The sequence below is a fragment of the Caulobacter sp. GW821-FHT10F06 genome (assembly GCF_058809215.1).
Map to the genome: position 1 here is coordinate 166,627 of NZ_JBXASK010000006.1, position 25,870 is coordinate 192,496.

Consider the following 25,870-nt stretch of genomic DNA (forward strand, 5'->3'; position numbering starts at 1 on the left):
CCGAGTTCCGCCCCGCTAATCGACGTCCCACTGGAACGCCGCGTCCAGCCAGTTCCCTAGCCGCCCATCCGGCCGCGCGAGGGCGAAGATGCTGTCCATCTCGGCCTCGGTCAGCTCGAAGTCCAGAATGTCGAAGTTCTCGGCGATGCGGGCCGGGGTCTTGGTGCGCGGGATGGCGATCACGCCCTGCTGGATCAGCCAGCGCAGGGTGACCTGGCCCGGGGTCTTGCCATGGGCCTGGCCTATGGCGATCAGGACGGGGTCTTCGGACACCTTGCCCTGGGCCAGGGGCGACCAGGCGGTGATCGAGGTGCCGTTCGCGTGGGCCGCCGCGATCAGGGTCTTCTGCGACAGATAGGGGTGGTACTCGACCTGGTCGGTGGCCAGGGGCGCGGCCGAAGCGGCCTGGGCCTCCTTTAACACCACCGAAGGGAAGTTGGAGACGCCGATGGCGCGGGTCAGGCCCTTGGCCTTCACCGCGTTGAGGGCTTTCACGGTCTCGGCCAGCGGCGTGTCGGGCTTGGGCCAGTGCAGCAGCAGCAGGTCGACATGGTCGACGCCCAGCTTTTCCAGGCTCTTCTCGGCCGAGCGCTGCAGGTCGCCGTCGGCGAAGTGGTCGATCCAGATCTTGGTGGTCAGGAAGATGTCGTCGCGCTTGATCCCGCTGGCGGCGATGGCCGCGCCGACGTCGCGCTCGTTGCGATAGATTTGGGCGGTGTCGATGTGGCGGTAGCCGATCTCCAGCGCCTGCTCGACCAGGGGCTGGGCCGTGCCGTTGTCCAGCTGCCAGGTGCCGAACCCGATCGCGGGCATCAGGACGTCGCCCGAACGGATGGCGGGAACAAGCTTGGACATAGGGAGAACTCCGAAAAACCGTCAGGCGGATATAGGCGCCGCTGGGCCCGACGCCAATCTGGCGCGGGCCCTGTGCAACGCGGTGAACGCCAGGGCGATCACCAGGAAGCCCAGAAACATCACGGTCATGGTCATCAGCACGGGCGGATAGCCCCGCTTGGCGACGTTCAGGAACGGATAGGGGTAGAAGCCAGTCAGGGCGCCGTGGGCCAGGGTCCAGGCGCCGTAGAGCGCCGGGATGCGCAGGGCCTTCGCCGCCGCGCTCCACCGCGCCTCGCCCACGCCGCCGCGCCACAGCCAGTCGACCAGGAAGAGGGCCGGGGTGAGGGTGTGCAGGATCGTCGAGGAGACGAGCCGCCAGAGCTTGAGGTCCCACAGGTGGGCCAGCATCGTGTGGTAGATCAAGGCGGTGATGGTCAGGTGGACGGCCAGGGCGATGCGCGTGGTCGAGGCCTCCGCCCAGCGCGCCACGCTGGAGGCCGGGGCGACCAGCGGCGCGGTCAGGGCGACGGCGGCCAGCACGTTGCTGACGATGGTGAAGTAGCTGAAGAACTCCACCGACTTCAGCGGCCCGGTGGCCCAGCTCTCGTTATAGATCATCAAGCCGTATTGCAGGGCGGGGCCCGAGCCGGCGACGAGCGCGATCAGGATGCGCCAGGCTTTCATGCGGTCTGTTCCTTCTCGGCGTCCCAGGCCTTCAGGACCTTCTTGGGCGCGGTGGATCGCCAATGGCGCTTGATCAGCCGCTCCACCGTGCCGGGATGAGCATGCGACAGGCGTACAAGAACGTACGGATAATTCCTGTAGTGATCGGTGAGGTAGAAGGTCTCCGGCTCGGCCTGGATCAGCATCTCGCGCTCGTCGAACGATACGCCGGGACAGACCAGGGTGTCGCCGTCCTCCTTCAGACGGGTCAGGAACTTGCCGTGCGCCTTGATCGACGGGTAGCCGTAGCTGGTCCCGTCGGCGACGCCGGGCAGGCTGAAGGCGAAGGCGCGGACCGCCTCGAAGGTCATGGCCATGGGCAAGTCCCCCAAGTGGGAAATGGACGCAAGCAGGACTATAGAAACAGGATGCAGCCCGAGAACACCCTCAAGACGCCGGTCCTGGTGCTGGGCGCGACCAGCCTGATCGGCCGCCACCTGCTGGAGCGGTTGCGGACGGCGGAGGTCGACCCCGTGGCGCTCAGCCGCCGGCCGCCGTCGGGCGACGCGTGCTGGCTGGACGCCGACCTGTCGGATCCGCATCTGGAGGAGGCCCTGCCCGGCGTGGCGACGGTGTTCTCGCTGTCGCCGATCTGGCTTTTGCCGTCGGCCCTGGCGGCCCTGAAGGCCAAGGGCATGGTCCGGCTGGTGGCCTTCTCCTCGACCAGCCGCTTCACCAAGCAGGCCTCCGACGTGCCCGAGGAGCGGGCTGTGGCCGCCAGCCTGGCCGACGCGGAAGCCGAGGTGGAGGCCTTCTGCGCCGAGCACGGGGTGGCCTGGACCCTCCTGCGGCCGACCCTGATCTATGACGAGGGGCGCGACGGCAATGTCAGCCGCCTGGCCGGACTGATCCGCCGGTTCGGGGTGCTGCCGCTGGCGGGCGAGGGCGAGGGCCTGCGCCAGCCGGTCCACGCGGCCGACCTGGCGACCGGAGCCCTGGCCGCCGCCGCCTCGCCCGCCGCCGAGGACAAGGCCTACGACCTGGTCGGCGGCGAGACCCTGCCCTACCGGGTGATGGCGGCGCGGATCTTCGAGGGGCTGGGCCGCCGCCCGGCCGTCCTGACCCTGCCGCCGATGCTGTTCGCGTTCCTGCTGAAACTGGCCTCGCCGTTCCTGCCCGGCGCGACGGCGGCGATGGGGACGCGGATGGGGCAGGATCTGACCTTCGACAGCGGGCCGGCGGTCAGGGACTTTGGGTGGGCGCCACGGGATTTTCGGCCGAGGTTTTGATCGGTTTCAGATCACCAAATTGTTGTCATCCCGGAAGCCTCGCAGAGGCTGTCCGGGACCCAGGGGCGGGCGCACCGCGGTGGCCCCTGGGTCCCGGCTCTCCGCTGCGCTGCGGCCGGGATGACAAGCTTTATGGCGTTGAATTGTCGGTCGCCGGCGTGTCCGCGTCGCTCAGCACCATCGCGAACGGCACCTGCGTCCCATCCCGGTCCACGAACCCGCTGACCACCTTGTGGTCGGTGTCCAGCACGCCCAGATCGATGTCCTCGGACGGGAACATCACCACCCGCCGGTCGCCGACGCAGACCATCAGCTCGAAGCCGTCATAGGCCCGCTGCGACATGCGTTTGAGCCGCGAATAATAGGGCTCGCGCTTCCAGGCCATCGGCTTGCCAGGATCGACCACCACGTTCAGCCGCTTGCCGTCGCGGTGGGTGTACATCAGGAAGCCGGCCTTGTCGGGCCGCCACGAGGCGTCCAGCTTGTCGGAGGTCAGCCACAGGCAGGTGAAGCCCCGGCACGGCGCGGGGCGGGCCTCGTAGTTACCGCAGCCGCCGCCCTTCTTGAAGTGGCCGCACCAAGTCCCAGCGTCCTTCTCCAGCTCGGCGATGTGCAGGACCTTGCAGCACATGCCGCAGTCGCCGCAGGCCTTGGTGATGGTGGTTTCTTCGCTCATGCCGGCATGGCCCGGACTTCGCCCAGGTCCAGGTCGCGATCGGGCAGGATCTCGTAGGCGCGGCGACCGACCAGCACGTTCAGCGCCAGGCCTCCGGCCGCGCCGCGCGCCGCCCAGGTCTTGAAGGTCGAATAGTAGGGCTCCCGCCGCCAGGCCTGGGGCGAGGCCGGGTCGACCTCGACGATCAGGGTCTGGCCTTGATGTTCGCGATGCAGGACGAACCGCGACCGGTCGGGCCGCCAGCGATCGTCCAGCCCCTCGGCCTTCAGCCAATAGCAGGAGAAGTCGGCGCAGGCCCTGGGCCGCTCGTCATAGACGCCGCAGCCGCCGCCCTTGCGGAAATGCTGGCACCAGCTGTGCGGGCGCTTGTCGATCGCCTGCACGCCCAGCAGCTTGCAGCAGAGACCGCAGTCCCCGCACGATCGCTCCGACATTCCGCGCCCCAATTGCTCCGGTGTCGGACGTATAGGCGCGGTCTGTGACGGTTTGATGCGAGGGGGCAAGATCCTCCCCCTTTGGGGGAGGTGGCCCAGAGGGCCGGAGGGGGTCCTCTCCGGTCTAAGCCGTTGAGGACCCCCTCAGTCGCTCCGCGACAGCTCCCCCAAAGGGGGAGCATCTAAAATCTACCCCTCGCTCCAGACCGCCAGCTCGTTCCCCGACGGGTCGGCGAAGTGGAACCGCCGGCCGCCCGGGAAGCTGAAGATCGGCTTGGTGATCACGCCGCCGGCCGCAGTGACCTTGGCTTCCATGGCCTCGATGTCGTGGGCGTACAGCACCACCAGCGGCTTGTCGGTCGAACCGTCCTGCGGGGTGGTGAAGCCGCCGTCCGCGCCCTGGCCTTCGAAGGCGGCGTAGTCGGGGCCGTAGTCGGTGAAGGCCCAGCCGAAGGCCTTCGTATAGAAGCCCTTGGTGGCCGGCAGGTCGGTCGCCGGCCACTCGATATAGTCGATCTTGCCGTCTTCACGCATGGTCGCGATCTCCAGGTCTGTTCTGCTAATGTTCTAGCTTGGCGACTAAGGCAGAGTCCAGACGCAGGTGCGCTTGACGGCCATGTCCTCCAGCTCGCGGGTGGTCTCGACCTGGTATTCGGCCAGTTTGACGAGATCGTCCTTGCGGAAATAGGTCCGGCCCGGATCGCCGATCAGCACCGTCGACCCCGCCGCCCGGCCCTGGCGCAGCCAATCCATCACCGCCTCGGCCATCGGCTTCTCGTAGCAGATGTCGCCCGCCAGCAGCACGTCGGCCATGGGCGGCGGGGCGTTCAGCAGGTTGACGTCGGTGAAGGCGATTTCGACGCCATTGACGCTCGCGTTCAGGCTGACCGCCGCCTGGCAGAAGCTGTCGATGTCGTTGGCCAGCACGCTTTTCGCGCCCGCCTTCATCGCCGCGATGGCGACGATCCCCGAGCCGGTGGCGAAGTCGACCACGGTCTTGCCGGCGACGATCTCGGGATGGTCGAGGATGTAGCGCGCCAGGGCCTGGCCGCCGGCCCAGGCGAAGGCCCAGAAGGGCGGCGGCAGGCCCAGCTCTTCCAGGGCCTCCTCGGTCAGCTTCCAGATCGGGGTGATCTCGTCGGCCAGATGCAAGGCCAGCTCCGGCGCATGCGGCGGCGCCTGGACGCGGGTGTTTTCGAGAATGAAGGCGCGGCGGCCTTCCAGCGTCTGGTCGATCATGGGGGGCTTAGAGCATCGCCGGAGCGGTGAGGCCAGCGGGGGCGGATCCTCCCCCTTTGGGGGAGGTGGCCCAGAGGGCCGGAGGGGGTCCTCAACGGCTTAGGCCGCGAGGGACCCCCTCAGTCGCTCCGCGACAGCTCCCCCAAAGGGGGAGCATCTATTTCCCCGACGCCGCCTTCAGCACCGTCAGATACCCCGGCGCGGTCAGCATCCCCTTCGTCAGGCCCTTCCGCTCCAGCAGCCGGTGCGCCAGGGGCAGATTCCAGCACGGGGTGTGCATGAACATGTGGTGCTCGGCGTGGAAGTTGACGTGGTAGGGCGCGATCAGGGCGCGTTCGAGGACGTTGGCCTTCGTCGTGCGGGCGTGGCGCATCGGGTCGGGCTCGTCCTTGGCCACCAGGGCGTGCTCGGCGATGTTGCGCAGGCGGGTGACCAGCGGGAACCAGGTGGCCATCGGCACGATCCACAGGGCCAGCCATGCCCACCACAGGCCCATCGCCGACAGCACGACCAGCAAGCCGAGATTCCAGAGCAGGAACGGCTTCTGCCGCGCCACCTCGCCGGCGAAGATCGCGCCCTTGGGAGCGTCGCCCTTCATCTTGCCCAGCAGCGGTCCGAACCGCTGCTTGAAGAAGGTCTGCCCCGTCAGGTCGCGGATGATCTTGCGGCGCAGGGAGCTGCGGGTGGTCGGGAACGGCGCCGACAGGACCAGGTCCGGGTCCTCGGCCTGCTGGGCGTATTTGTGGTGGGTCAGGTGATAGGGCCGGTAGCTGGCCAGCGACGCGCCGGTCGGGGCCGCGCACAGCCATTCGCCGACCCAGTCATTGACCTTCAGGTTCGGATGCAGGCCGCCATGGGCCGCCTCGTGCATCAGGATCGCCAGGCCCAGCTGCCGCGCGCCGATCAGCATCACGGCCAGAATGTAGGTCAGCGGATTGGGGAACAGCACGAACAGCGCGCCGGCGGCGACGATCACGGCCCAGGCGTGGGCCACCATCAGGAGGCCGCGCCACGAGGAGCGCGCCGAGATCCGGGTCCATTCTTCTGGCGAGAACAGTTCCTGGGGTTTGACGCGAGATGCGACGGCCATGGAACGATCATCGCACATTCAGATTAGGCCTGACAGGATGACCCGACGTCACAACTTCTGGAGAGCCGCATGCGCCGCCTGATCCCCGTTCTCGCCCTTGGCGTGGTGTTCGTCGCGGGCTCCGCGTCCGCCGCCAGCTTCAACTGCGCCAAGGCCCGCACGCCCGACGAAAAGGCGATCTGCGCCGAACGGGCCCTGAACGACAAGGACGTGCGGATGAACGAGCTCTACGGCATCAACAAGCGCACCCTGGCCATGGGCGGGCGCGGCGCGCTGATGGACTCCCAGCAGCAGTGGCTGAACGATCGCCGCAAGTGCGGGGCCAGCAAGGCTTGTTTGAACCGGGCCTATGACCGGCGGTTGTCGGACCTGGAGCGCAGCATGGAGCGGATCTATCAGAACGCGCCGTTCTGAGCTTATCCGCCAAAATAGCTTGTCATCCCGGCCGCAGCGAAGCGGAGAGCCGGGACCCAGGGGCAGCTGCGTTGCGTTGGCCCCTGGGTCCCGGACAGCCTCTGCGAGGCTTCCGGGATGACAAGAATTTTTGGATTCAGAACCGCGCCTCAGGCTTCCACGCCCCCGCCGCCAGCCCCACGAACAGCAACAACCCCGCGATGTTGTTGGACTTGAACAGCTTCAGCGCCCCGATCGGATCATCCACCCGCACCGCCGCCGCCTGCCGCGACAGGTGCACGGCGAACAGCGCCACCAGGGGCAGGAACAGCGCGCCCAGCCCGCCGACCCAGGCCGAGGCCACGGCCAGCACGAACGCCGCCGCGTAGAAGCTCGCCACGCCGACCTGCACCTTGTCGCCAAGACGCCGCGTCGAGGACTTCACGCCGGCCAGGGCGTCGTCCTCGATGTCTTGGATGGCGTAGATCGTGTCGTAGCCCAGGGTCCAGAAGATGCCCGAGGCATAGAGCAGGGCGGCCGACCAGGTCAGGCCGCCAATCGGGGCGAAGATGGCGACCGAATGTGGCGAGGCCAGCGTCATGAGACCGCCGACGACATGGTAAAGTGTCGGCGCTCCGCCATTGGCGGCCGCAAAGCCCAGCAAGACGCCCCAGTTGAATGTCAGGCCGAGCCACGCCTGGGGCCACCAAGTGATCCGCTTCATGAACGGATAGGCCGCCACCAGACCCAGCGACAGCACGCCTAACAGCAAGCACAGCGGATTTAGGCACAGCAAGATCAGGAAGCTGACAGCGCAGCAGCCGATCACGAAAGCCCAGGCCTCCTTGACGCTGATCAACCCCGCCGGGATCGGGCGCATGGCCGTGCGGCTGACCTGGGCGTCGAAGTCGCGGTCGACGATGTCGTTGAACGCGCAGCCGGCCGCCCGCATCAGGGCCGCGCCGACGAAGAAGGCGATCAGCAGGAACGGGTTGGGCCAGGTCTTCTGCTCGGCCCCGGCCAGGGCGATGCCCTGCCAGCCGGGCAGCATCAGCAGCCAGATCCCCGCCGGCCGATCGAAGCGGCCCAGCTTCAGCCAGGGGCGCAGCGGTTCGGGCGCGTGGCGGTCGACCCAGTTGGTCGCGGCGGCGTCGGGCAGGATGGCGGTCATGGGCGCAGGCTTAGCGCGGCGGCGCCGACGGGAAAATCCCAACTCTTTCGTTCAAGCCTGACCGTGGGCCGATCGCCATGCTGCCGTCGAACGTCGCCGTATAGGCAAATCCGATCTCGATCCGAAAAACGATCAATTGGATTTATCGAAAGGGCGCGGCCAAGGTTGCTTCACCAACGGCGGAGGGATGCCATGACCAAGATTATGACCACCACGGGCGGCGCGCCCATCGCCGACAACCAGAACTCGCTCAGCGCCGGCCCGCGCGGCCCGCTGCTGATGCAGGACTACCAGCTGCTGGAAAAGCTGGCCCACCAGAACCGCGAGCGCGTGCCCGAGCGGGCCGTCCACGCCAAGGGCTCGGCGGCCTATGGGACGCTGAAGATCACCAAGGACATCAGCCGCTGGACCAAGGCCCAGGCCCTGCAGCCCGGCGCCGAGAGCGAGGTGCTGCTGCGTTTCTCCACCGTGGCCGGCGAGCGCGGCGCGGCCGACGCCGAGCGCGACGTGCGCGGTTTCGCCCTGAAGGTCTACACCCAGCAGGGCAACTGGGACCTGGTGGGCAACAACACCCCGGTGTTCTTCCTGCGCGATCCGCTGAAGTTCCCCGACTTCATCCGCACCCAGAAGCGCCACCCGGTGTCGAACCTGCGCTCGCCGACGGCGATGTGGGACTTCTGGAGCCTGTCGCCGGAAAGCCTGCACCAGGTGACGACGCTGTTCAGCGATCGTGGCCTGCCGCAGAGCTATCGCCACATCCACGGCTTCGGCAGCCACACCTACAGCTTCCTGAACGCCGCCAATGAGCGCGTGTGGGTGAAGTTCCACTTCAAGACCCAGCAGGGCATCAGGAACTGGACCAACGCCGAGGGTAACGCGGTCATCGCCAACGACCGCGAGAGCGCGCAACGCGACCTCTTCGAGTCGATCGAGAAGGGCGATTTCCCGCGCTGGACCTTCTACGTCCAGATCATGACCGAGGCCCAGGCCGAGACGTTCCGCTGGAACCCGTTCGACCTGACCAAGGTGTGGCCGCACGCCGAGTATCCGCTGATCGAGGTCGGCGTGCTGGAGCTGAACCGCAACCCGGACAACTACCACGCCGAGGTCGAGCAGAGCTCATTCTCGCCGTCGAACATCGTCCCGGGCATCGGCTTCTCGCCGGACAAGATGCTGCAGGCGCGGATCTTCGCCTATGCCGACGCCCACCGCTATCGCATCGGCACGCACTACGAGGCCCTGCCGGTGAACCGTCCGCGCTGTCCGGTGAATCACTATCACGCCGACGGCGCCATGCGGTTCGACAGCCCGCCGCGCACCGACGCCTGGTATGAGCCGAGCAGCTTCGGCGGGCCGGTCGAGGATCCGTCCGTCGCCGAGCCGCCGCTGCCGATCCAGGGCGACGCCGACCGCTACAGTCATCGCGACGGAAACGATGATTATAGTCAGCCGGGCGACCTCTTCCGGCTTATGAGCACCGATCAGCAGCGCCAGCTGTTCGACAACATCGCCGCGGCCATGCACGGCGTGCCGGTCGAGATCCAGAAGCGCCAGCTGGTCCACTTCCACCGCGCCGATCCGGCCTATGCCGCCGGCGTCGCCCAACGCATCGGGGTCGCGTTCGACCCCGCCGCCCTCGCCGCCGAATAGTCGTCTCCCTCTTAAGACTGTTCGTCGGCGCGGGGAGGACGGCTTCTGCCCAGCCCGCCGTCCTCCCCCTTTGTTTCAGGAGTTTTCGATGTCCGACGCCCGCCCCAACGACCCGATCTCCATCGCCTTCCGCGCCGCCGGCTGGATGCTGCTGATCCTCGGCGCGGCGCTGGGCGTGGTGGCGCCGCATCCCGTCACCACCACGGTCTGGACGGCCGCTACCCGCGCCTTCGCCCGGGGCGGGGACGCCGGCATGGTGCTGCGCCTGATGTCGGCGACCAAGTTCGGCCCGCGCATCCGCCGCCAGCTGGAGCGCCCGGCGGCGAGCCGCATCGGCGGGGTCTGCGAGGCCTGAGCCTGTCCAAGGGCGAGGCTCCCGCGCTCCGCCTGTTCGCGTGACGGTTTCTTCGCACGACGCCCGCGCTCGACCGCGCTTTTCGCGGCTTGATACGACGCACGCGGGATGGCGGAGGAGCCGGTCACTTGAAGACGATCGTCATTACGGGAAGCAGCCGGGGCATCGGCTTTGGCCTGGCCAAGGCGTTTCTGGAGCGCGGCTGCCAGGTCGTGATCTCGGGCCGCAACGTGGCGGCGCTGAACAAGGCCCTGACCGAGCTGTCCCCGCTGGGCGCGGTGACGGGCATCGCCTGCGACGTCAGCAAGACGGCCGACGCCGAGGCGCTGTGGGCCGGGGCGACGGCGAAGTTCGGCAAGGTCGACGTCTGGATCAACAACGCCGGCATGGTCACCCCGCGCCTGCGCCTGGACCAGGTGGACGAGGCCGACATCGACGCTGTGGTCGCCACCAACCTGATGGGCGTCATCAAGACCACCAAGGTGGTCATGAAGCACATGCTGACCCAGGGCGACGGCTGCATCTACAATTTCGAGGGCTTCGGCAGCGACGGCATGAGCTCGCCGGGCCTGACCCTGTACGGCGCCACCAAGCGGGCCGTGACCTACTTCACCAAGTCGATGGTCAAGGAGTTGGCCGACACAAGCGTGCGGATCGGCACGATCAGCCCCGGCATCGTCGCCACCGACCTGCTGCAGTCCGAGATGAAGGACTCCACCGAGGCCGAGCGCGCCAAGTCGATGAAGCTCTACAACATCCTGGGCGACCGGGTGGAGACGGTGGCGCCGTTCATCGCCGACGGAGTGCTGAAGTCGCACGAGACGGGCGCGCCGATCCGCTGGCTGACCATGCCCAAGGCCATGGGCCGGTTCATGACCGCCGGCTTCAACAAGCGCGACATCTTCTCGCCGGCCTGAACGACAGGCTAGGGTGGCGGCGATGAGCGCGCCGCCCCGTCCCGATCGCAAGCCCCGTCGCCGGCGCAAGCTGACGCGCGCCGAGCGCTGGGCCCTGGACGGCCTGGGCGGCGCCTTGGTCGCGACCGGGACGGTGGGGATCGTGGTGCCCGGCATGCCCACGACGGTGTTCTGGATCGGCGCGGTGCTGTGCTTCCTGAAGACCCGGCCCCTGATGGTGCGCCCGCTGCTGCGCACCCCGGTGGTGGGCCCGGCGATCATCGGCTTCCTGCGCTGGCGCCCGTTCGGCGGCGGCGCCAAGCGCTAGCGGGGTCGCCTCCGGGCTTCAAAACACCTATCTAGCGCCCACCATGAGCGACTTCATCGACGACGAGGACGAGGCGGGCAACCGCAAGCGGGCGCTGTCCAACGGGCAGGTGCTGGGCTTCATCGCGCGCTTCTGGCTGCGTCGGAAGGGCCTGTTCCTGATGGGCGTCGGCCTGACCCTGGCGGCCATCTGTTTCGACCTGGCCCTGCCGTGGGCCTCGGGCCGGGTGATCGACACCGTGTCGGGCGGGCCCAAGGCCCTGCCGTCGCCCTGGACCGCCTGGGCCTGGTTCGTCGGCGTCTATCTGGGCTTCTCGCTGATCCGCAACCTCGCCATGCGGTTCTGGATCCCGCTGGCCGCCCGCAACATGGAAGAGATGACCAACGAGGGCTTCGCCAAGGTGCAGGCCTTCTCGTCGGACTGGCACGCCGACAGCTTCGCCGGCGCGACCGTGCGCAAGCTGACCCGGGCCATGTGGGGCTATGACAGCGTCACCGACGCGGTGACCATCTGGCTGGCGCCCAGCCTGGTGGTGCTGGTGGGCCTGTCGATCAACCTGATGATCAGCGAGCCCCTGGCCGGGATCATCGCCCTGGTGGTGGTCGCCGCCTATGTGGTCGTCAACGTGGTGGTGACCACGGCCTATGTGCGGCCGGCCAATCTGCGATCCAACGCCCTGGACTCGAAGATCGGCGGGGCTTTGGCCGACGCCGTGACCTCCAATCCCACCGTCAAGAGCTTCGGGGCCGAGCGCCGCGAGAGCGCCCGCATCGCCAAGGTCACGGCGCAATGGCGGGTGGCGGTGATGGTCACCTGGCACAAGTTCACCAATGTCTGGCTGGGCCAGAACCTGCTGCTGGTGGTGCTGCAGGGCGGAGTGACGGCGGCGATGATCCACGCCTGGACGCAAGGCCGGGCCAGCCCGGGCGACGTCGGCTCGGCGATGATGGCCTTCATGCTGATGAGCGGCTACCTGCGCAACATGGGCGAGAACATCCGCATGCTGCAGAAGGGCCTGGACGACACCGAGGACCTGGCCGCCTGGGAGCGCCTGGCGCCGCAGATCGCCGACGCGCCGAACGCGCCCGACTTCCAGCCCGGCTCCGGCGCCATCGCCTTCGAGGACGTGACCTTCCGCTACAACGTGGCGGGCGCGCCGCTGTACGATCATTTCTCGCTGAAGATCGCGCCCGGCGAGCGGGTGGCCCTGGTCGGCCCGACAGGCTCGGGCAAGTCGACCTTCGTCAAGCTGATCCAGCGGCTACACGACCTGCAGGGCGGCCGGATCGTCATCGACGGCCAGGACGTCTCAGCCGTTGGGCAGGGCTCCCTGCGCCGGGCCATCGCGGTGGTGCCGCAGGATCCGGCCCTGTTCCACCGCTCGTTGCTGGAGAACATCGCCTACGGCAAGCCCGACGCGACGCGCGAAGAGATCGAGGACGCGGCCCGCCGCGCCCACGCCCACGACTTCATCCAGCGCCTGCCCAAGGGCTACGACACCCTGGTCGGCGAGCGTGGCGTGAAGCTGTCGGGCGGCGAGCGCCAGCGCGTGGCCATCGCCCGCGCCTTCCTGGCCGACGCGCCGATCCTGGTGCTGGACGAGGCGACCTCGTCACTGGACGTCGAGACCGAGGCCGAGGTCCAGGTGGCCGCCGAGGCCCTGATGGCCGGCCGCACCACCATCGTCATCGCCCACCGCCTGTCGACGGTGCGCGGCGCGGATCGGATCCTGGTGTTCCAGAAGGGCCGGGTGGTGGAGGAAGGGCGGCATGCGGAGCTGAAGGCGCAGGGCGGGGTGTATGCGCGGTTGAATGCGGTGAGTGAAGGGGTGGGGTAGCTCCTTCCCCTCACGGCAAATCAGCTTGTCATCCCGGCCGCAGCGAAGCGGAGAGCCTCTACGAGGCTTCCGGGATGACAAGATTTGGGTTTGCGAACAGGTCTGGATTACTTCCCCGGCTTCAGCCCGCTCATCAGCCCCGGCGCCTCTACCGCGCACCCGGCCGTGAACGGCGTGAAGGCCAGCCGCAGATCCCCCACCAGGATGTCGCGCCGGGGAACCGGGTCGGCCATGCGCGCGGGGCCCGCCTTCAGCGCCTGCTCCAAGTCCGTGCCGCTGCAGCGGGCCGAGGCCGTGCCGATCTTCTTCCAGCTGTCCTTCGGGAACTGTTTGAGCACGTCGAAGCTGCCGCCGTTCGAGAACAGCACCTCCTCCTTGCCGTCGTCGTCGACGTCCAGCAGCACGGCCGAGCAGACCGTGTCGGGATAGATGCAGACCGAGTCGCCCTCCGACGGCGTCCAGTCCTGGCGCAGCAGGGTGTCGGGCAGGGCGCGGCCGGCTGGATAGACCGTGGTCTTGGTGAAGCGCGGGCGCGCGCTGATCGGCGGGCGGACGCTCCAGGCCAGGGCTTCGGCGGCTTCCTTGGCGATGGCGGGGTCCTGGCCGGCTTTCAGGGTCTCCAACGCCTTACGGCCATAGCGACCGCCGTCGAAGCGCAGGAAGGCGTAGTCGAACGTGTCGGCCCCGACCTTGCCGTGTGTCAGCCGCTTGACCTGGTCGCCCACCGACAACCGGGCCGGATCGGCGATCGGCGTGAAGAGGGCGGTCAGCAGGGCCAGGCTGACGAAGGCCATGATGACGTTGGTGCGTCCCAGGCCCTTCATCCACACGGTCTTGCGGAAGGCGGCGATGGCGTAGCCCACCGCATAGCCCAAAGCGACCAGCACGAAGGCGGCGGCGAACACCCGCTCGGGCGTCAGGCCGTGCTGGCCCACGCGCAGCGAGAGGCCATAGGCGGCCAGCAGGGCGATCGGGATCAGCAGCAGGGCGGCCAGGCGTCCGGCCCAGCGCAGCACGATCGGCGGCGCCTCGTCGCCATCCTGGTAGGCGGCGTTGATCAACACGATCAGGTGGGCGGCGGCCGTCAGCAGCAGGGCGGTGGCGGCGCGGGTCTTCCACAGCGGCTCCAGGCCCGTGAACGGCAGGCTGGCCAGGAAGGCCGCCGCGATCAGGGCCATCAGCGGCAGCAGCCAGGCCAGCAGGGTTAGGGCCACGGTCCGCACGCCGCGCACGAGGCTGGAGCGCACGTCGGTCAGCTGCACGGCGGCGGCGAACATGGTGGTGGTGGCCGGGAAGGCGAAGGCCGGCTCGGCGATCAGCTTCTGAAACGCCTCGATGCCGATCAGCTTGAAGAGGGCCGAGCCCAGGAACAACAGGATCCAGAACACGCCCGTGAAGCCGGCCGACAGGGCCAGCTGCACCCCGTGCATCCAGGCCGCGTCAAAATAGCCGTGATAGCTGGCTAGCCATTTGCGCTCGGTGTCGGCCGGCTGGATCAGGTGGTGGGCGATAAAGAGGCCGCCCGCGATGGCCAGGAACACCGGGGCGTCGGGCATGACGTCCGGCGTCGTGGCTCGCCAGGCGCCGTGGAAGGCCAGATAGGCCGCGAAAGCCGCCGCGCCCAGGCTCCAGGCGATCAGGCTGGTCCGCCGCATCGCGCCCAGGCCCGCCAGGATCACGAACGGCGCGAAGAGGGCGGTCAGAACCAGGGGCGCGAACGCCGTCGGCTGGGTGGCGGGCCAGGCCTTGATGTCCTCGGCGTGGCTCAGCAGGTACAGCGCCACGCCCTGGACCAGGCCGACGGCCAGCCGGACGCCGGTGGTGAAACGGGCCGATTGGCTCGCCGTCTGGTCCATCGCTCGTTCCCCGCGCAAGCTCCGCGCGCTCGGACAGGATCACGCCTGGGCGCCGTTGTGAAGCTGGCGTCTATGCTCTAGCAATTTCCGCCTCATTACGGGGGTGTGCATGCGTAATTCATTCAAGGCCGCGCTGGCCGGCCTGGTCCTGGCGTCCGCCTTGGGCGTTGCGGGCGGCAGTTTCGCCCAGGACGCCAAGGGCGGCGACAAGCCTCCAGCCATCGACCTGCCCGCCTTCCCGGGCGACAAGTCGGTCAAGCAGACCACGACGGTGGGCGGCAAGACCATCGCCTACACCGCCACCGTCGGCGCCCTGCCGGTGCGCGACGAGAAGGGCAAGAAGGTCGCCGAGGTGGTGTTCACCGCCTACACCCTGGACGGCCCGCGCGATCCCAACCGCCCCCTGACCTTCGCCTTCAACGGCGGTCCCGGCGCGGCCTCGGTCTATCTGAACTTCGCCCTGGGCCCCAAGCGCGTGCAGTTCGGCGCCGAGGGCGACAGCCCGTCGGCCAACGTCAAGCTGGAGGACAACCCCGCCAGCTGGATGGACTTCACCGACATCGTTTTCATCGACCCGGTCGGCACCGGCTTCTCGCGGTCGCTGGTCAGCGAGGACGAGACTAAGAAGCGCTTCTATGGCGTGAAACAGGACATCGACTACCTGTCGCGCATCGTCTTCGACTATCTGGTCAAGACCGACCGCCTGGCCTCGCCCAAGTACATCGTCGGCGAAAGCTATGGCGGCTTCCGCGGCCCGCGCCTGGCCTACACGCTACAGACCGATCTCGGCGTGGCCGTGAAGGGCGTCGTGCTGGTCTCGCCGCTGCTGACCAGCGCCGGCCGCCAGGGCCAGGAGGTCTCGCCCCTGCCGTCGATGTGGACCCTGCCGTCGATCGCCGCCGCCAAGCTGGAGCGCGACGGCAAGCTGTCGGCCGACAATATGAAGGCGGTCGAGGACTACACGCGCGGCGAATACATGGTCGACCTGATGAAGGGCTCCGACCCCGCCGCCCTGGAGCGCCTGACCACCAAGGTCTCGGCCATGACGGGCCTGGATCCCAACTATGTGCGCCGCGCCGGCGGCCGGCTGGAGACGCAGTCGTTCCTGCGCGAGGTGTTCCGCGACAAGGGGCGCCTCGGCAGCCGCTACGACAGCAACGTCACCGCCCTGGACCCCTTCCCGAACGCGCCCGAGCAGGAGGTCAACGACCCGATCCTCGACGCGATCATCGCCCCGACCACCAGCGCCATCGTCGACTTCACCACCCGCATCGTCGGCTGGAAGCCGGAAGGCCGCTACGACGCGCTGTCGGACGTCGTGAACCGCAACTGGGATCGCGGCCGAGGTCCGGACACCGAGTCGGTCACCGACCTGCGCAAGATCGTCTCGGTCGATCCGAAGCTGAAGGTGCTGATCGTCCACGGCTACAACGACCTGTCGTGCCCGTTCTTCGCCTCGCGCCTGATCGTCGACGCCATGCCGGCCACCGTCGCCGGTCGCGTGACCCTGTCCAACTATCCCGGCGGCCACATGTTCTACAGCCGCCCCGACAGCGGTCAGGCGTTCCGCAAGGACGTGATGGCGCTTTACGGCGTGAAATAGGCAGCAAACTAAACAGGCTGAACTGTTGCCCAATCGCCTGCCATGCTGACAACATCGGCAGATGCACCGCTCAAGAAAATTCTACGATGCCGTGACTACCCTTGTCACGGGCGGGGTTTTTACGGTCGGAGCGGCCGTGATGGGCACTCTCCAGTATTTTGGAATTGAGCCTCCTCGTTGGGCGTGGGCCATTTGGCTGGCGCTCATGAGCCTTTTGCTTGTTGCTGTCATTTGCACGGGTGCGCATTTGGTCTGGGCATGGCTTCGATCAAAGGGAGTCGGAATGTTCGCGATAGGTCTAATGGCGATAGGCGTGATGGCCTTTGTTGGCGGCCTCATGCTAGCCGCCCGTCAGTGGATACCCGAAAAGCAACCCTCACCTGCGCCAGCCGCCGCCGCTGTTTACACAAAGGCCGCCCCCGCTGCGCCTAATGGCGAGCCTACTGCTGTGATTGCTGCATCGGCCGGTCCACTTGATCGTCCTATCGCCTATGAACCTGCAGGCGTAAGCCTCGCTGAAGGGCAAGTTACTGCGTTCAAGTTCGGCGTCGTAAATAACGCCACAACCCTAATGAGCGTCCGCTTGGTGGGCGGAGAATTGCGAGTTGGAGGTCAGGTGGTCGGCCGCGTAACTGGAGGTCGCCCGGTCATGCTGGGCAATAAGCAAACGGCTTTCTGGCAGATCACCGCATCGGGCCCCAAAACGGTAGTGGAGGAGGCGAAAGAGTATATCGCAGCATCCGTGACCAGCACCTTGGGCAAGCCCGTCCCGCTTCCGCCGGCTTCCACAGGCTCCGCGACTGTCGAGATTTCCTATGACAACGTGCCCGCAAAAGGCGTGCGTCGCTCAAAAATCTCTTATAATTTTCCCACCAATGTTGGCGGTTACAGTACAACTGTAAATGGGCAGGAAGAGTTTTAATCCTCCACGCCAGAGATTGGTTGAGCGCTTGAGAAATCGGCGCGCAAATCCATGTAATATCGGGGAGTGGCGGCTTGTTGCCGCTACCGCGCCAGCCGCCCATCCGTCAGCGCGCCGACCTCGAACGGGAAGATCACCTCCGGATCCGGCTTGGCGATGCCCTTGAGCAGCTTCTTGTCGCCCGAGGCATGCAGCAGCCAGCGGATGACGTTCAGCCGCGCGGCCTTCTTGTGGTCGGCGCGCACGCAGATCCACGGCGCCTCGGGGGTGTGGGTGCGGATCAGCATGTCGTCGCGGGCGGCGGTGTAGTCGTCCCATTTCTCCTGGGCGACCTTGTCGAGCGGGCTGATCTTGAAGGCCTTCAGCGGATCGTCGGCCCGCGCCCTCAGGCGCTCGGCTTGCGTCTCGCGGCCGATATCCAGCCAGAACTTGCCGTAGCGCATGCCGCTGTCGACCAGCATGCGTTCGAACGAGGTCACGTCGTTGAGGAACTGGTCCTGCTGGGCGGCCGTGGAGAAGCCCATGACCTTCTCGACCCCGGCCCGGTTGTACCAGGAGCGGTTGAAGATCACCGCCTCGCCGCAGGCCGGCAGCCATTCGACATAGCGCTGGAAGTACCACTCGCTCTGTTCGCGGTCGGTGGGCTTGGGCAGGGCGACGACGATGGTGTTGCGCTTGTTCAGGTGCTCGGTGATCCGGGCGATCGTGCCGTCCTTGCCGGCGGCGTCGCGGCCCTCGAACACGGTCAGGATCTTCCAGCCGTCCTTGATGGCCTTCTGCTGCAGCTTGATCAGGGCCAGCTGCAGCTGGGCGAGTTCTTCTTCGTACTCGGCGGTTTTCGTCATTCGGGGAGCCTACCGCCAGATCCATCAGTTGCGCTAGAAGAGCCCATGATCCGTCTTTTCGTTCCGCAAGACCTGGCCCCCGGCTACGGCGTCATCCTGACCCTCGAGCAGTCGCGCTACCTGACCTCGGTGATGCGCCAGGCGATCGGCGCCCAGGTAGCGCTGTTCAACGGCCGCGTCGGCGAGTGGACCGCCACCCTGACCGAGACCGGCAAGCGCGGCGCGCTGCTGAAGGTGGATGAGCAGGTGCGGCCCATGAGCCTGGGCCCCGACCTCGACCTGGTCATCGCCCTGGTCAAACGCGGCCGGGTGGAGACCATCGTCGAGAAGGCCGCCGAGCTGGGCGTGCGCCGGGTGCGCCTGACCATCACCCGGCGGACAAACGTCGATTTCGTCAAGCTGGGACGCCTGGACGCCATCGCCATGGAGGCCGCCGAGCAGACCGGCCGGCTGGACGTGCCGTCGGTGGAAGATCCCGAAAAGCTCGACAAGATTCTGGACGGCTGGGACCCGGCCCGCCGGCTGGTGTTCTGCGACGAGGGCGGCGACGCCCTGCCGGCCATCGCGGCGCTGAGCGGATCGTCCGCACCGGCCGCCATCCTGATCGGCCCCGAGGGCGGTTTCGCGCCGGAAGAACGCGAGCGGCTGCGGAGCCTGCCCTTCGTCACGCCGGTGTCGCTGGGCCCCCGCATCCTGCGCGCCGACACCGCCGCCATCTCGGCCCTGACGCTGTGGCAGGCGGCGGCGGGCGACTGGCGCGGGAACGAAAGCTAAGCCTCGCCTCTTGAGGTTCACGCAGAAAGCGCCCAATTGCGCTTCTCGACAGTATGCGGCCGGCGTGGGGAAATGGGCCTCTCCCTGCTCGTAGCGTATCCGATCTTGGGGAGAGACGGCTGATGGCCGACACCGCTAGCCTGCAGGAGCGTCCGCTGACGCTCGACGAACTGACCGCCTATTTCGCCTCGGGCTCCAAGCCCAAGGACGCCTTCCGCGTCGGCGCCGAACACGAGAAGTTCGGCTTCTATCTCGGCTCGCACGCCCCCGTGCCCTACGAGGGCGACAAGGGTGTCCACGCCCTGCTGACGGGGCTTCAGCGCTTCGGCTGGAAGCCGGTCATGGAAGGCCCGACCATCATCGGGCTGGAGCGCAACGGCGCCAATGTCAGCCTGGAGCCGGGCGGCCAGTTCGAGCTTTCCGGCGCGCCGCTGCTGACCATGCATGACATCTGCGAGGAGACCGGCCAGCATCTGGACGAGGTCAAGACCGTCGCCGACGAGCTGGGCCTGGGCTTCGTGGGCCTGGGCTTCTCGCCGGTCTGGACGCGCGAGCAGGTGCCGGTGATGCCCAAGGGGCGCTATGTCATCATGCGCAACTACATGCCCAAGGTCGGCGGCCTGGGTCTCGACATGATGCTGCGCACCTGCACGGTGCAGGCCAATCTCGACTTCTCCAGCGAAGCCGACATGGTCGCAAAGTTCCGCATGAGCCTGGCCCTGCAGCCGATCGCCACGGCGCTGTTCGCCAATTCTCCGTTCACGGAAGGCAAACCCAACGGCTTCCTGTCGGCCCGCGCCAACGTCTGGACCGACACCGACGCCGACCGCACGGGCCTGTTGGATTTCGTGTTCGAGGACGGCTTCGACTTTGAGCGCTACGCCCGCTACGCTCTGGATGTGCCGATGTATTTCGCCAAGCGCGGCGACAAATATATCGACCTGGCCGGCCGCAATTTCCGCGACTTCATCGACGGCAAGATCCCCGAACTGCCGGGCGAGCGCGCCTCGATCAAGGACTGGGCCGACCACACCACGACCCTGTTCCCGGAAGTCCGCCTGAAGACCTATCTGGAGATGCGCGGCGCCGACGCCGGCCCGTGGAGCAGCCTGTGCGCCCTGCCGGCCCTGTGGACCGGCGTGTTCTATGACGACGCCGCCCTGGCCGCCGCCTGGGACCTCTGCAAGGACTGGACGCCGGAAGACCGCGCCGGTCTGCGCCGTGATGTTCCCAAGCTCGGCCTCAAGGCGGTGGTCGCCGGCCGCACCGCCCAGAACGTGGCCAAGGACTTCGTCGCTATCGCCAAGTCGGGCCTGAAGAACCGAGCCCACCTCAACGGCGGCTTTCTGGACGAGACTATCTATCTGGGTGAGCTGGAAGAGATCGCGGCCTCGGGCCGTACGCGGGCGGACAAGCTGCTGGAGCTCTACCACGGTGAGTGGAAGGGCGATGTGAGCCGGGTGTTCACGGACTGCGCTTACTAGCGCTCTTTCGTCCAACAAAGCTTGTCATCCCGGAAGCGCCGCAGGCGCTGTCCGGGACCCAGGGGCCGGCGCATCGCGGTTGCCCCTGGGTCCCGGCTCTCCGCTTCGCTGCGGCCGGGATGACAAGTCAGGTTTGGGCAAGGCTGTCCAAGCCCCCTTGGCCCAAGCGACCTAAGCTGAACTCCCCACCCGGAGCTCCGCGCCATGCCTGCCTACCCCCGCGACCGCACCGCCCTGCTGTTCGTCGATCCGTACAACGACTTCCTGTCCGAAGGCGGCAAGCTGTGGCCCCGCATCGCCGCCACCCAGGGCGCGGCGGGCCTCCACGACCACCTGAAGGCCGTCACCGCCGCCGCCCGCGCGGCCGGCCTGCCGGTGGTGATCGTGCCTCACCATCGCTACGCGCCCGGCGACCTGGACGGCATGCTGCACCCCAACCCCTACATCCAGGGCAGCGCCAGGGCCCTGGTGTTCGAGAAGGGCGGCTGGGGCGGCGAATGGCACCCGGACTTCGCGCCGCAACCGGGCGACATCGTCGTCAAGGAGCACTGGTCCAGCGGCTTCGCCGGCACCGATCTGGACTATCATCTCAAGCAGCGGGGGATCACCCACGTGATCCTGATCGGCCTGGTCGCCAACACCTGCATCGAGGGCACGGGCCGGGCGGCCTCGGAGCTGGGCTATCACGTCACCCTGGTGCGCGACGCGACGGCGGCGTTCTCCGACGCGGCCCTGCACGCGGCCCACGAGATCAACGGCCCGACCTACGCCCACGAAATCCTGACGTCAGAAGCGGTCATCGCCGCCCTGGCCTGAGCGGGAAGGCGGGTTTCGCGGGCGGCCGACTCCGGCTAAGAACGGAGCATGAACTTTTCCGACCCGTTCCTGATCCTCGCCGTCGTTTTTGCCCTGATGGCCGTCGCCGCCGGCCTCTGGGCCTTGGCGGCCAGCAAGCGCGCCAGCGCCGCCGACGCCCGCGCCTGGCAGCTGAACGAGCGCCTGGTCCAAGCCGACGAGCGCGCCCGTCTGCTGGAAGACCAGGCCGCCACCCAGGCCGAGCTGATCCGCGCCCAGGCCGCCCAGCAGGCGACCATGACCGCCAACACCGTCGCCGAGGCGCTGATCAAGCGGGCCGACGAGAACTTCAAGAGCCGCGAGGCCCTGTCCCAGGCGCGGCTGGAGGCCCAGCTGAAGCCGGTGGCCGAGACCCTGGCCAAGTTCGAGGCCCAGGTCACCGCCGTCGAGAAGAGCCGCGCCGAGGAGACCGGTGGGTTGAAGGCCCAGATCGCCGCCCTGATGGAGGCCTCGACCGCCACCCAGTTCGAGGCCCGCAAGCTGTCGGCCGCTCTGCGTCGCGGCGCGGGCGTCCAGGGCCGCTGGGGCGAGCAGACCCTGCGCAACGTTCTCGAGGCCGCCGGCCTCAACAAGCGCTTCGATTTCGAGGAGCAGTTCAGTGTCGACACCGACGAGGGCCGCCGCCGGCCCGACGTCAAGGTGCGCATGCCCGGCGCGGCGGTGTTCGTCATCGACGCCAAGTGCTCGCTGAACGCCTTCCTCGAAGCCCAGGAAATGACCGAGGAGGGCCTGCGCGAGGCCGCCCTGGTCCGCCACGCCGCCAGCGTGCGGGCCCACATGACCAGCCTGTCGGCCAAGACCTACTGGGACCAGTTCGCCGCCGAGGGCTCGCCCGACTTCGTGGCCATGTTCGTACCCGGCGACAGCTTCCTGGCCGCCGCCCTGGAGCGCCTGCCCGACCTGATGACCGAGGCGATGGACAAGCGCGTGCTGCTGGTCACGCCCACCACCCTGTTCGCGCTGTGCAAGGCCGTCGCCTATGGCTGGCGGGTCGAGGACCAGGCCAAGAACGCCGCCAACATCGTTGCGGTGGGCCGCGAGCTCTACAAACGCGTGGCGGTGATGGGCGCGCACGCGGGCGCGGTGGGCAAGGCGCTGGAAAGCGCGGTGGGCAAATACAACCAGTTCGTCGGCTCGCTGGAGAGCCAGGTCCTGACCCAGGCGCGCCGGTTCGAGGACCTTTCCGTCGACCACGAAGGCAAGGAAATCGCCGAACTGGCGCCGGTGGAACAGGGCGTTCGATCCCTGACCAAGCTGGCCCCTCAAGCGGGAATGGGACAATCCCCCACCTTGACGGTCGGAAATGAGACCCTTACCTGACACCTATCATGGCTATCCGTCGCATCCTCACCGTCGATAACGCCGCCGACATGGCGGTTCTCAAGCAAGTCTCCACGCCCGTGGCTGTCGTCGACGACGCCCTGCGCGCGCTGATGGATGATATGCTGGAGACGATGTACGACGCCCCGGGCATTGGCCTGGCCGCCGTGCAGATCGGCGAGCCGATCCGCGTGATCGTCATGGACCTGGCCCGCGAAGGCGAGGAGCCGACCCCGCGCTACTACGTCAATCCCGAGATCCTGTCGGCCTCGGAAGAGACCCAAGGCTACGAAGAGGGCTGCCTGTCGGTCCCCGAATACTACGACGAGGTCGAGCGTCCCTCGAAGGTGACGCTGCGCTATCTGAACTACCAGGGCGAGACCGTCGTCGAGGAGGCCGAGGGCCTGTTCGCCGTCTGCGTCCAGCACGAGATGGACCACCTGGAAGGCGTGCTCTTCATCGACCACCTGTCGCGCCTGCGGCGCGACCGGGCGATCACCAAGGTTAAGAAGTCGCGCCGCGCGGCCTAGCTTGTTTTTTTAGATGCTCCCCTCTTGGGGGAGCTGTCGCGGAGCGACTGAGGGGATCCTCAACGGTCTAGGCCGGAGAGGACCCCCTCCGGCCCTCTGGGCCACCTCCCCCAAAGGGGGAGGATCTGGGCCCTAGCTACCGCGTCGCCTCGTGCACTTCCTTCTTGGTCTTGTCGCCGGCCTTCTCGGCGCCCTGCTTGATGTCGTGACCGGCGTCCTTGGCCGCGTCGCCGGCCTTCTCGCCCGCTTCCTGCATCTTGTCGGTCGCCTCGCCGGCGGCTTCCTTCAGGTCGGCGCCGGCTTCCTTGGTGCTTTCCTTGATGGCCGTGCCGGCTTCCTTGACGTCGGGGTCGTTGGCGATGGTGTGGGCGGCGTCCTTGATCTCGGAGGCGGCCGCCTTGGCGCCTTCCTTGACCTCGGTGGCGTGTTGGTCCGAACAGGCGGCCAGCGACAGGGCGGCGGCGCAGACGGCGAAAATCAGGGTGGAACGCATGGTGATGCTCCTGGAAGATATGTCGGCTGAACAACGGTCGCCCAAGGCCAAGGTTCCGAGTCCGCTTTCCGCTCGCCTTCCCTTGGCGGCTCCGGACCGCTAAACCGCGCCCATGCGCATCGCTTTCCTCGGCACTCCCGATTTCGCCGTCGCCTGCCTGGCCGAACTGGTCGCCTCGGGCCACGAGATCGTCTGTGTCTATTCCCAGCCGCCGGCCCCGCGCGGGCGCGGCCAGGACCTCAAGCCCTCGCCGGTCCACGCCTTCGCCGAAGGCCTGGGCCTGCCGGTCCGCACGCCCGTGTCGATGAAGACCGCCGAGGAGATCGAGGCCTTCAAGGCGCTGGATCTCGACGCGGCCGTGGTGGTCGCTTTCGGCCAGATCCTGGTGCGCGAGGTGCTGGAAGCGCCGCGCGAGGGTTGCTTCAACCTCCACGCCAGCCTGCTGCCCCGTTGGCGCGGCGCGGCCCCGATCCAGCGCGCGATCATGGCCGGCGATGCGGTGACCGGCGTCCAGGTGATGCGGATGAGCGAGGGCCTCGACGAGGGGCCGATCCTGATGTCCGAGCAGGTGCGCATCGACAAGCTCGAGACCGCCGGCAGCCTGCACGACAAGCTGGCGCAGGTGGGCTCGCGAATCCTGCCCGTGGCGCTGGGCGCCATCGAGCGCGGCGGGGCCCGCGAGACGCCCCAGGCCGAGGAGGGCGTAACCTACGCCAAGAAGATCAAGTCGGCCGAGGCCCGCATCGACTGGACCCGTCCGGCCGCCGAGATCGATTGCCACATCCGCGGCCTGTCGCCGTTCCCTGGCGCGTGGTTCGAGGCCCCGTCGGACAAGGGCCCTGTCCGTGTGAAGGCGCTGTTGTCGCGCGTCGAGGACGAGAGCGGCGCGCCGGGCGAGGTGCTCGACGACGCCCTGCTGATCGCCTGCGGAGCCAATGGGGAGGGAGGCGCGATCCGCCTGCTGAAGGCCCAACGCGAGGGCAAGGGCGCCCAGGACGCCAGCGACTTCACGCGGGGCTTTCCGCTGCCCGCCGGCACGATCCTGGCCTGATGCCCCGCTACCGCCTCCTCGTCGAGTATGACGGCCGCGCCTATAACGGCTTCCAGGCCCAGGCGACCTTACCGTCGGTGCAGGGGGCGATCGAGGCGGCGGTGAAGGCGTTCTGTGGCCAGGAGCTGCGGATCGCTGCGGCGGGCCGTACCGACACCGGCGTCCATGCGACGGGCCAAGTCGTACACGTCGATCTCGAGCGCGACTGGCCGACCCAGACGGTTATGAACGCCCTGAACGCCCACCTGACCCGCGAGGCGGTCAGCATCCTCGACTGCGAGATCGCGGAGGGCGACTGGCACGCCCGCTTCTCGGCCAATGAGCGGCGCTATCTCTACCGCATCCTCAACCGACGCGGTCCGCCGGCGCTCGACAAGGGCAAGGTCTGGCATGTGAAGAAGCCGCTGGACGCCGAGGCCATGCACGCGGCGGCGCAGGCGCTGGTGGGGCTCCATGACTTCACGACCTTCCGCGACATGCACTGCCAGGCCAAGTCGCCGCTGAAGACGTTGGACGTCGCGCGGGTGAGCCGGGTGGGTGAGGAGGTGCATCTGTCGTTCGAGGCGCGGTCCTTCCTGCATCGGCAGGTGCGGTCGATGACCGGGACGCTGGTCGAGGTGGGGATCGGGCGGTGGAGCGCGGCGGACGTACGTGAGGCGCTTGAGGCCAAGGACCGCACGGCCTGTGGGCCGGTGGCGCCGGCTGATGGGCTTTATCTGGTGGGTGTGGGGTACTAGCCCCCTCCGCGCTGCGCGCTCCTCCCCCATAGGGGGAAGATGATCTTATCCGCCCCCTATGGGGGCGGACGGCTGCGCAGCAGCCCGGTGGGGGCCAGTGTTCAGCCTAATCCACCAGCTCCGCCGGCGCCTTGCCGCCGTTCTCCGACAGCTTCTTGATCACCTGCTTATGCAGCCAGATGTTCATCGTCGCGCTGTCGCCCTTGTCGCCGGTGAAGCCCAGCTCGTCGGCCAATTCCTTGCGCTCGGCTAGCGAGCTTTCCATCCCGACCAGCTTCATCAGGTCGACGATCGAGTGTCGCCAGTCCAGCTTCTGTGGATTGTTGGCCGCCAGATCGTCCAGCACGGCGGTGACGTCGACCGGCTGAGGCGCGGACTTCGGGGCCGGCGCGGCGGCGGTCGGAGTCGGCGTTTGGGTGGGCGTAGGAGCCGGGGCGGGCGCGGTCTTGGGCTTGTGGCCGAAGATCTTGCTCATGATGTTGCTGAAGATACCCATGTCGCGCTCCTGAAGGTCTGGAGCCGATCAACGCGTCGGAGTCCGC

30 protein-coding genes and 1 pseudogene are annotated in these 25,870 nt (G+C 67.8%); 17 read left to right on the forward strand and 14 right to left on the reverse strand.

Features of this window, described 5'->3' with window-relative positions:
* Nucleotides 1–15: 15 nt before the first annotated feature.
* The 3 genes from AC1RUS_RS14855 to AC1RUS_RS14865 are packed head-to-tail and all read right to left on the reverse strand — an operon-like array spanning nucleotide 16 to nucleotide 1,877.
* Entirely contained in the window at nucleotides 16–855 is an 840-nt protein-coding gene (locus AC1RUS_RS14855) for an aldo/keto reductase (RefSeq protein ID WP_492917355.1), read from the reverse strand.
* A 21-nt stretch (nucleotides 856–876) separates the two neighbouring features.
* The gene (locus AC1RUS_RS14860) at nucleotides 877–1,521 is read right to left on the reverse strand and encodes a Pr6Pr family membrane protein (protein WP_492917356.1); all 645 of its coding nucleotides are present in this window, start codon (nucleotides 1,519–1,521) and stop codon (nucleotides 877–879) included.
* Nucleotides 1,518–1,877 carry an MmcQ/YjbR family DNA-binding protein gene (locus AC1RUS_RS14865; protein WP_492917357.1) on the reverse strand — a complete coding sequence of 120 codons (360 nt, stop codon included), beginning with the start codon at nucleotides 1,875–1,877 and terminating at the stop codon, nucleotides 1,518–1,520. Before AC1RUS_RS14865 ends, AC1RUS_RS14860 begins: the two co-directional genes overlap by 4 nt.
* Nucleotides 1,878–1,928: 51 nt before the next feature.
* On the opposite strand from AC1RUS_RS14865, the gene AC1RUS_RS14870 reads away from it, so the two are divergent.
* The gene (locus tag AC1RUS_RS14870) at nucleotides 1,929–2,789 is read left to right on the forward strand and encodes an NAD-dependent epimerase/dehydratase family protein (RefSeq protein WP_492917358.1); all 861 of its coding nucleotides are present in this window, start codon (nucleotides 1,929–1,931) and stop codon (nucleotides 2,787–2,789) included.
* 6 nt (nucleotides 2,790–2,795) lie between these two features.
* On the opposite strand, the gene AC1RUS_RS14875 is transcribed toward AC1RUS_RS14870, so the two are convergent.
* The 6 genes from AC1RUS_RS14875 to AC1RUS_RS14900 all read right to left on the reverse strand — a co-directional run bounded on the left by AC1RUS_RS14875 (nucleotide 2,796) and on the right by AC1RUS_RS14900 (nucleotide 6,228).
* Nucleotides 2,796–2,933: a hypothetical protein gene (locus AC1RUS_RS14875; RefSeq protein ID WP_492917576.1), complete on the reverse strand. Its 138-nt coding sequence runs from the start codon at nucleotides 2,931–2,933 to the stop codon at nucleotides 2,796–2,798.
* Nucleotides 2,920–3,465, reverse strand: a complete 546-nt coding sequence (locus AC1RUS_RS14880) for a YkgJ family cysteine cluster protein (protein ID WP_492917359.1) — start codon at nucleotides 3,463–3,465, stop codon at nucleotides 2,920–2,922. The genes AC1RUS_RS14875 and AC1RUS_RS14880 overlap by 14 nt, the downstream gene beginning before the upstream one ends.
* A complete protein-coding gene (locus AC1RUS_RS14885) occupies nucleotides 3,462–3,899 on the reverse strand; it encodes a YkgJ family cysteine cluster protein (RefSeq protein ID WP_492917360.1) in 438 nt (145 codons plus the stop codon). Before AC1RUS_RS14885 ends, AC1RUS_RS14880 begins: the two co-directional genes overlap by 4 nt.
* 189 nt (nucleotides 3,900–4,088) lie before the next feature.
* Nucleotides 4,089–4,433 carry a VOC family protein gene (locus AC1RUS_RS14890; RefSeq protein WP_492917361.1) on the reverse strand — a complete coding sequence of 115 codons (345 nt, stop codon included), beginning with the start codon at nucleotides 4,431–4,433 and terminating at the stop codon, nucleotides 4,089–4,091.
* A 45-nt stretch (nucleotides 4,434–4,478) separates the two neighbouring features.
* Nucleotides 4,479–5,138 (reverse strand): class I SAM-dependent methyltransferase, encoded by a 660-nt coding sequence (locus AC1RUS_RS14895; protein ID WP_492917362.1) that lies wholly within the window; start codon nucleotides 5,136–5,138, stop codon nucleotides 4,479–4,481.
* A 157-nt stretch (nucleotides 5,139–5,295) separates the two neighbouring features.
* Complete coding sequence (locus tag AC1RUS_RS14900; protein WP_492917363.1) at nucleotides 5,296–6,228, reverse strand: fatty acid desaturase family protein; 933 nt, start codon at nucleotides 6,226–6,228, stop codon at nucleotides 5,296–5,298.
* Nucleotides 6,229–6,297: 69 nt separating this feature from the next.
* Here AC1RUS_RS14900 and AC1RUS_RS14905 point away from each other — a divergent pair, with 69 nt between their 5' ends.
* On the forward strand, nucleotides 6,298–6,642 hold the full coding sequence (locus AC1RUS_RS14905; RefSeq protein WP_492917364.1) for a lysozyme inhibitor LprI family protein: 345 nt from the start codon (nucleotides 6,298–6,300) through the stop codon (nucleotides 6,640–6,642).
* A pseudogene (locus AC1RUS_RS14910) lies at nucleotides 6,639–6,776 on the forward strand (hypothetical protein); the annotation flags it as partial. The gene AC1RUS_RS14905 and the pseudogene AC1RUS_RS14910, both read left to right, overlap by 4 nt.
* A 2-nt stretch (nucleotides 6,777–6,778) precedes the next feature.
* Here AC1RUS_RS14910 and AC1RUS_RS14915 read toward each other — a convergent pair.
* Complete coding sequence (locus AC1RUS_RS14915) at nucleotides 6,779–7,792, reverse strand: UbiA family prenyltransferase (RefSeq protein WP_492917365.1); 1,014 nt, start codon at nucleotides 7,790–7,792, stop codon at nucleotides 6,779–6,781.
* 192 nt (nucleotides 7,793–7,984) lie between these two features.
* Between AC1RUS_RS14915 and AC1RUS_RS14920 the strand changes: the two genes are divergently transcribed.
* The 5 genes from AC1RUS_RS14920 (at nucleotide 7,985) to AC1RUS_RS14940 (ending at nucleotide 12,858) form a co-directional block, all read left to right on the forward strand.
* A complete protein-coding gene (locus AC1RUS_RS14920; RefSeq protein ID WP_492917366.1) occupies nucleotides 7,985–9,442 on the forward strand; it encodes a catalase in 1,458 nt (485 codons plus the stop codon).
* 88 nt (nucleotides 9,443–9,530) lie between these two features.
* On the forward strand, nucleotides 9,531–9,797 hold the full coding sequence (locus AC1RUS_RS14925; protein WP_492917367.1) for a hypothetical protein: 267 nt from the start codon (nucleotides 9,531–9,533) through the stop codon (nucleotides 9,795–9,797).
* A 128-nt stretch (nucleotides 9,798–9,925) separates the two neighbouring features.
* Complete coding sequence (locus tag AC1RUS_RS14930) at nucleotides 9,926–10,714, forward strand: SDR family oxidoreductase (RefSeq protein WP_492917368.1); 789 nt, start codon at nucleotides 9,926–9,928, stop codon at nucleotides 10,712–10,714.
* A gap of 22 nt (nucleotides 10,715–10,736) precedes the next feature.
* Entirely contained in the window at nucleotides 10,737–11,021 is a 285-nt protein-coding gene (locus tag AC1RUS_RS14935) for a DUF454 family protein (protein WP_492917369.1), read from the forward strand.
* Nucleotides 11,022–11,064: 43 nt separating this feature from the next.
* Nucleotides 11,065–12,858: an ABC transporter ATP-binding protein gene (locus AC1RUS_RS14940; RefSeq protein ID WP_492917370.1), complete on the forward strand. Its 1,794-nt coding sequence runs from the start codon at nucleotides 11,065–11,067 to the stop codon at nucleotides 12,856–12,858.
* Between the two features lie 107 nt (nucleotides 12,859–12,965).
* Here AC1RUS_RS14940 and AC1RUS_RS14945 read toward each other — a convergent pair whose 3' ends face one another.
* Nucleotides 12,966–14,714 (reverse strand): DUF4153 domain-containing protein, encoded by a 1,749-nt coding sequence (locus AC1RUS_RS14945; RefSeq protein WP_492917371.1) that lies wholly within the window; start codon nucleotides 14,712–14,714, stop codon nucleotides 12,966–12,968.
* A gap of 109 nt (nucleotides 14,715–14,823) precedes the next feature.
* On the opposite strand from AC1RUS_RS14945, the gene AC1RUS_RS14950 reads away from it, so the two are divergent.
* Nucleotides 14,824–16,317 (forward strand): S10 family peptidase, encoded by a 1,494-nt coding sequence (locus AC1RUS_RS14950; protein WP_492917372.1) that lies wholly within the window; start codon nucleotides 14,824–14,826, stop codon nucleotides 16,315–16,317.
* A 139-nt stretch (nucleotides 16,318–16,456) separates the two neighbouring features.
* The gene (locus AC1RUS_RS14955) at nucleotides 16,457–17,239 is read left to right on the forward strand and encodes a hypothetical protein (protein ID WP_492917373.1); all 783 of its coding nucleotides are present in this window, start codon (nucleotides 16,457–16,459) and stop codon (nucleotides 17,237–17,239) included.
* An 83-nt stretch (nucleotides 17,240–17,322) separates the two neighbouring features.
* Here AC1RUS_RS14955 and ppk2 read toward each other — a convergent pair whose 3' ends face one another.
* Entirely contained in the window at nucleotides 17,323–18,084 is a 762-nt protein-coding gene (gene ppk2, locus AC1RUS_RS14960) for a polyphosphate kinase 2 (RefSeq protein WP_492917374.1), read from the reverse strand.
* A 45-nt stretch (nucleotides 18,085–18,129) separates the two neighbouring features.
* Here ppk2 and AC1RUS_RS14965 point away from each other — a divergent pair, with 45 nt between their 5' ends.
* The 5 genes from AC1RUS_RS14965 to def all read left to right on the forward strand — a co-directional run bounded on the left by AC1RUS_RS14965 (nucleotide 18,130) and on the right by def (nucleotide 23,047).
* Nucleotides 18,130–18,858 (forward strand): 16S rRNA (uracil(1498)-N(3))-methyltransferase, encoded by a 729-nt coding sequence (locus AC1RUS_RS14965; protein ID WP_492917375.1) that lies wholly within the window; start codon nucleotides 18,130–18,132, stop codon nucleotides 18,856–18,858.
* Between the two features lie 122 nt (nucleotides 18,859–18,980).
* On the forward strand, nucleotides 18,981–20,342 hold the full coding sequence (locus AC1RUS_RS14970; protein WP_492917376.1) for a glutamate--cysteine ligase: 1,362 nt from the start codon (nucleotides 18,981–18,983) through the stop codon (nucleotides 20,340–20,342).
* Between the two features lie 204 nt (nucleotides 20,343–20,546).
* Nucleotides 20,547–21,158 carry a cysteine hydrolase family protein gene (locus AC1RUS_RS14975; RefSeq protein WP_492917377.1) on the forward strand — a complete coding sequence of 204 codons (612 nt, stop codon included), beginning with the start codon at nucleotides 20,547–20,549 and terminating at the stop codon, nucleotides 21,156–21,158.
* Nucleotides 21,159–21,206: 48 nt separating this feature from the next.
* A complete protein-coding gene (locus AC1RUS_RS14980; RefSeq protein WP_492917378.1) occupies nucleotides 21,207–22,517 on the forward strand; it encodes a DNA recombination protein RmuC in 1,311 nt (436 codons plus the stop codon).
* Nucleotides 22,518–22,525: 8 nt separating this feature from the next.
* On the forward strand, nucleotides 22,526–23,047 hold the full coding sequence (gene def, locus AC1RUS_RS14985) for a peptide deformylase (protein WP_492917379.1): 522 nt from the start codon (nucleotides 22,526–22,528) through the stop codon (nucleotides 23,045–23,047).
* A 136-nt stretch (nucleotides 23,048–23,183) separates the two neighbouring features.
* On the opposite strand, the gene AC1RUS_RS14990 is transcribed toward def, so the two are convergent.
* Nucleotides 23,184–23,540, reverse strand: a complete 357-nt coding sequence (locus AC1RUS_RS14990; RefSeq protein WP_492917380.1) for a cell surface protein — start codon at nucleotides 23,538–23,540, stop codon at nucleotides 23,184–23,186.
* Nucleotides 23,541–23,652: 112 nt separating this feature from the next.
* Between AC1RUS_RS14990 and fmt the strand changes: the two genes are divergently transcribed.
* Both fmt and truA read left to right on the forward strand, forming a co-directional pair.
* Nucleotides 23,653–24,591: a methionyl-tRNA formyltransferase gene (gene fmt, locus AC1RUS_RS14995; RefSeq protein WP_492917381.1), complete on the forward strand. Its 939-nt coding sequence runs from the start codon at nucleotides 23,653–23,655 to the stop codon at nucleotides 24,589–24,591.
* Nucleotides 24,591–25,328 (forward strand): tRNA pseudouridine(38-40) synthase TruA, encoded by a 738-nt coding sequence (gene truA, locus AC1RUS_RS15000; RefSeq protein WP_492917382.1) that lies wholly within the window; start codon nucleotides 24,591–24,593, stop codon nucleotides 25,326–25,328. Before fmt ends, truA begins: the two co-directional genes overlap by 1 nt.
* A gap of 106 nt (nucleotides 25,329–25,434) precedes the next feature.
* Here truA and AC1RUS_RS15005 read toward each other — a convergent pair whose 3' ends face one another.
* The gene (locus AC1RUS_RS15005) at nucleotides 25,435–25,824 is read right to left on the reverse strand and encodes a DUF3597 domain-containing protein (RefSeq protein WP_492917383.1); all 390 of its coding nucleotides are present in this window, start codon (nucleotides 25,822–25,824) and stop codon (nucleotides 25,435–25,437) included.
* Nucleotides 25,825–25,870 lie beyond the last annotated feature (46 nt).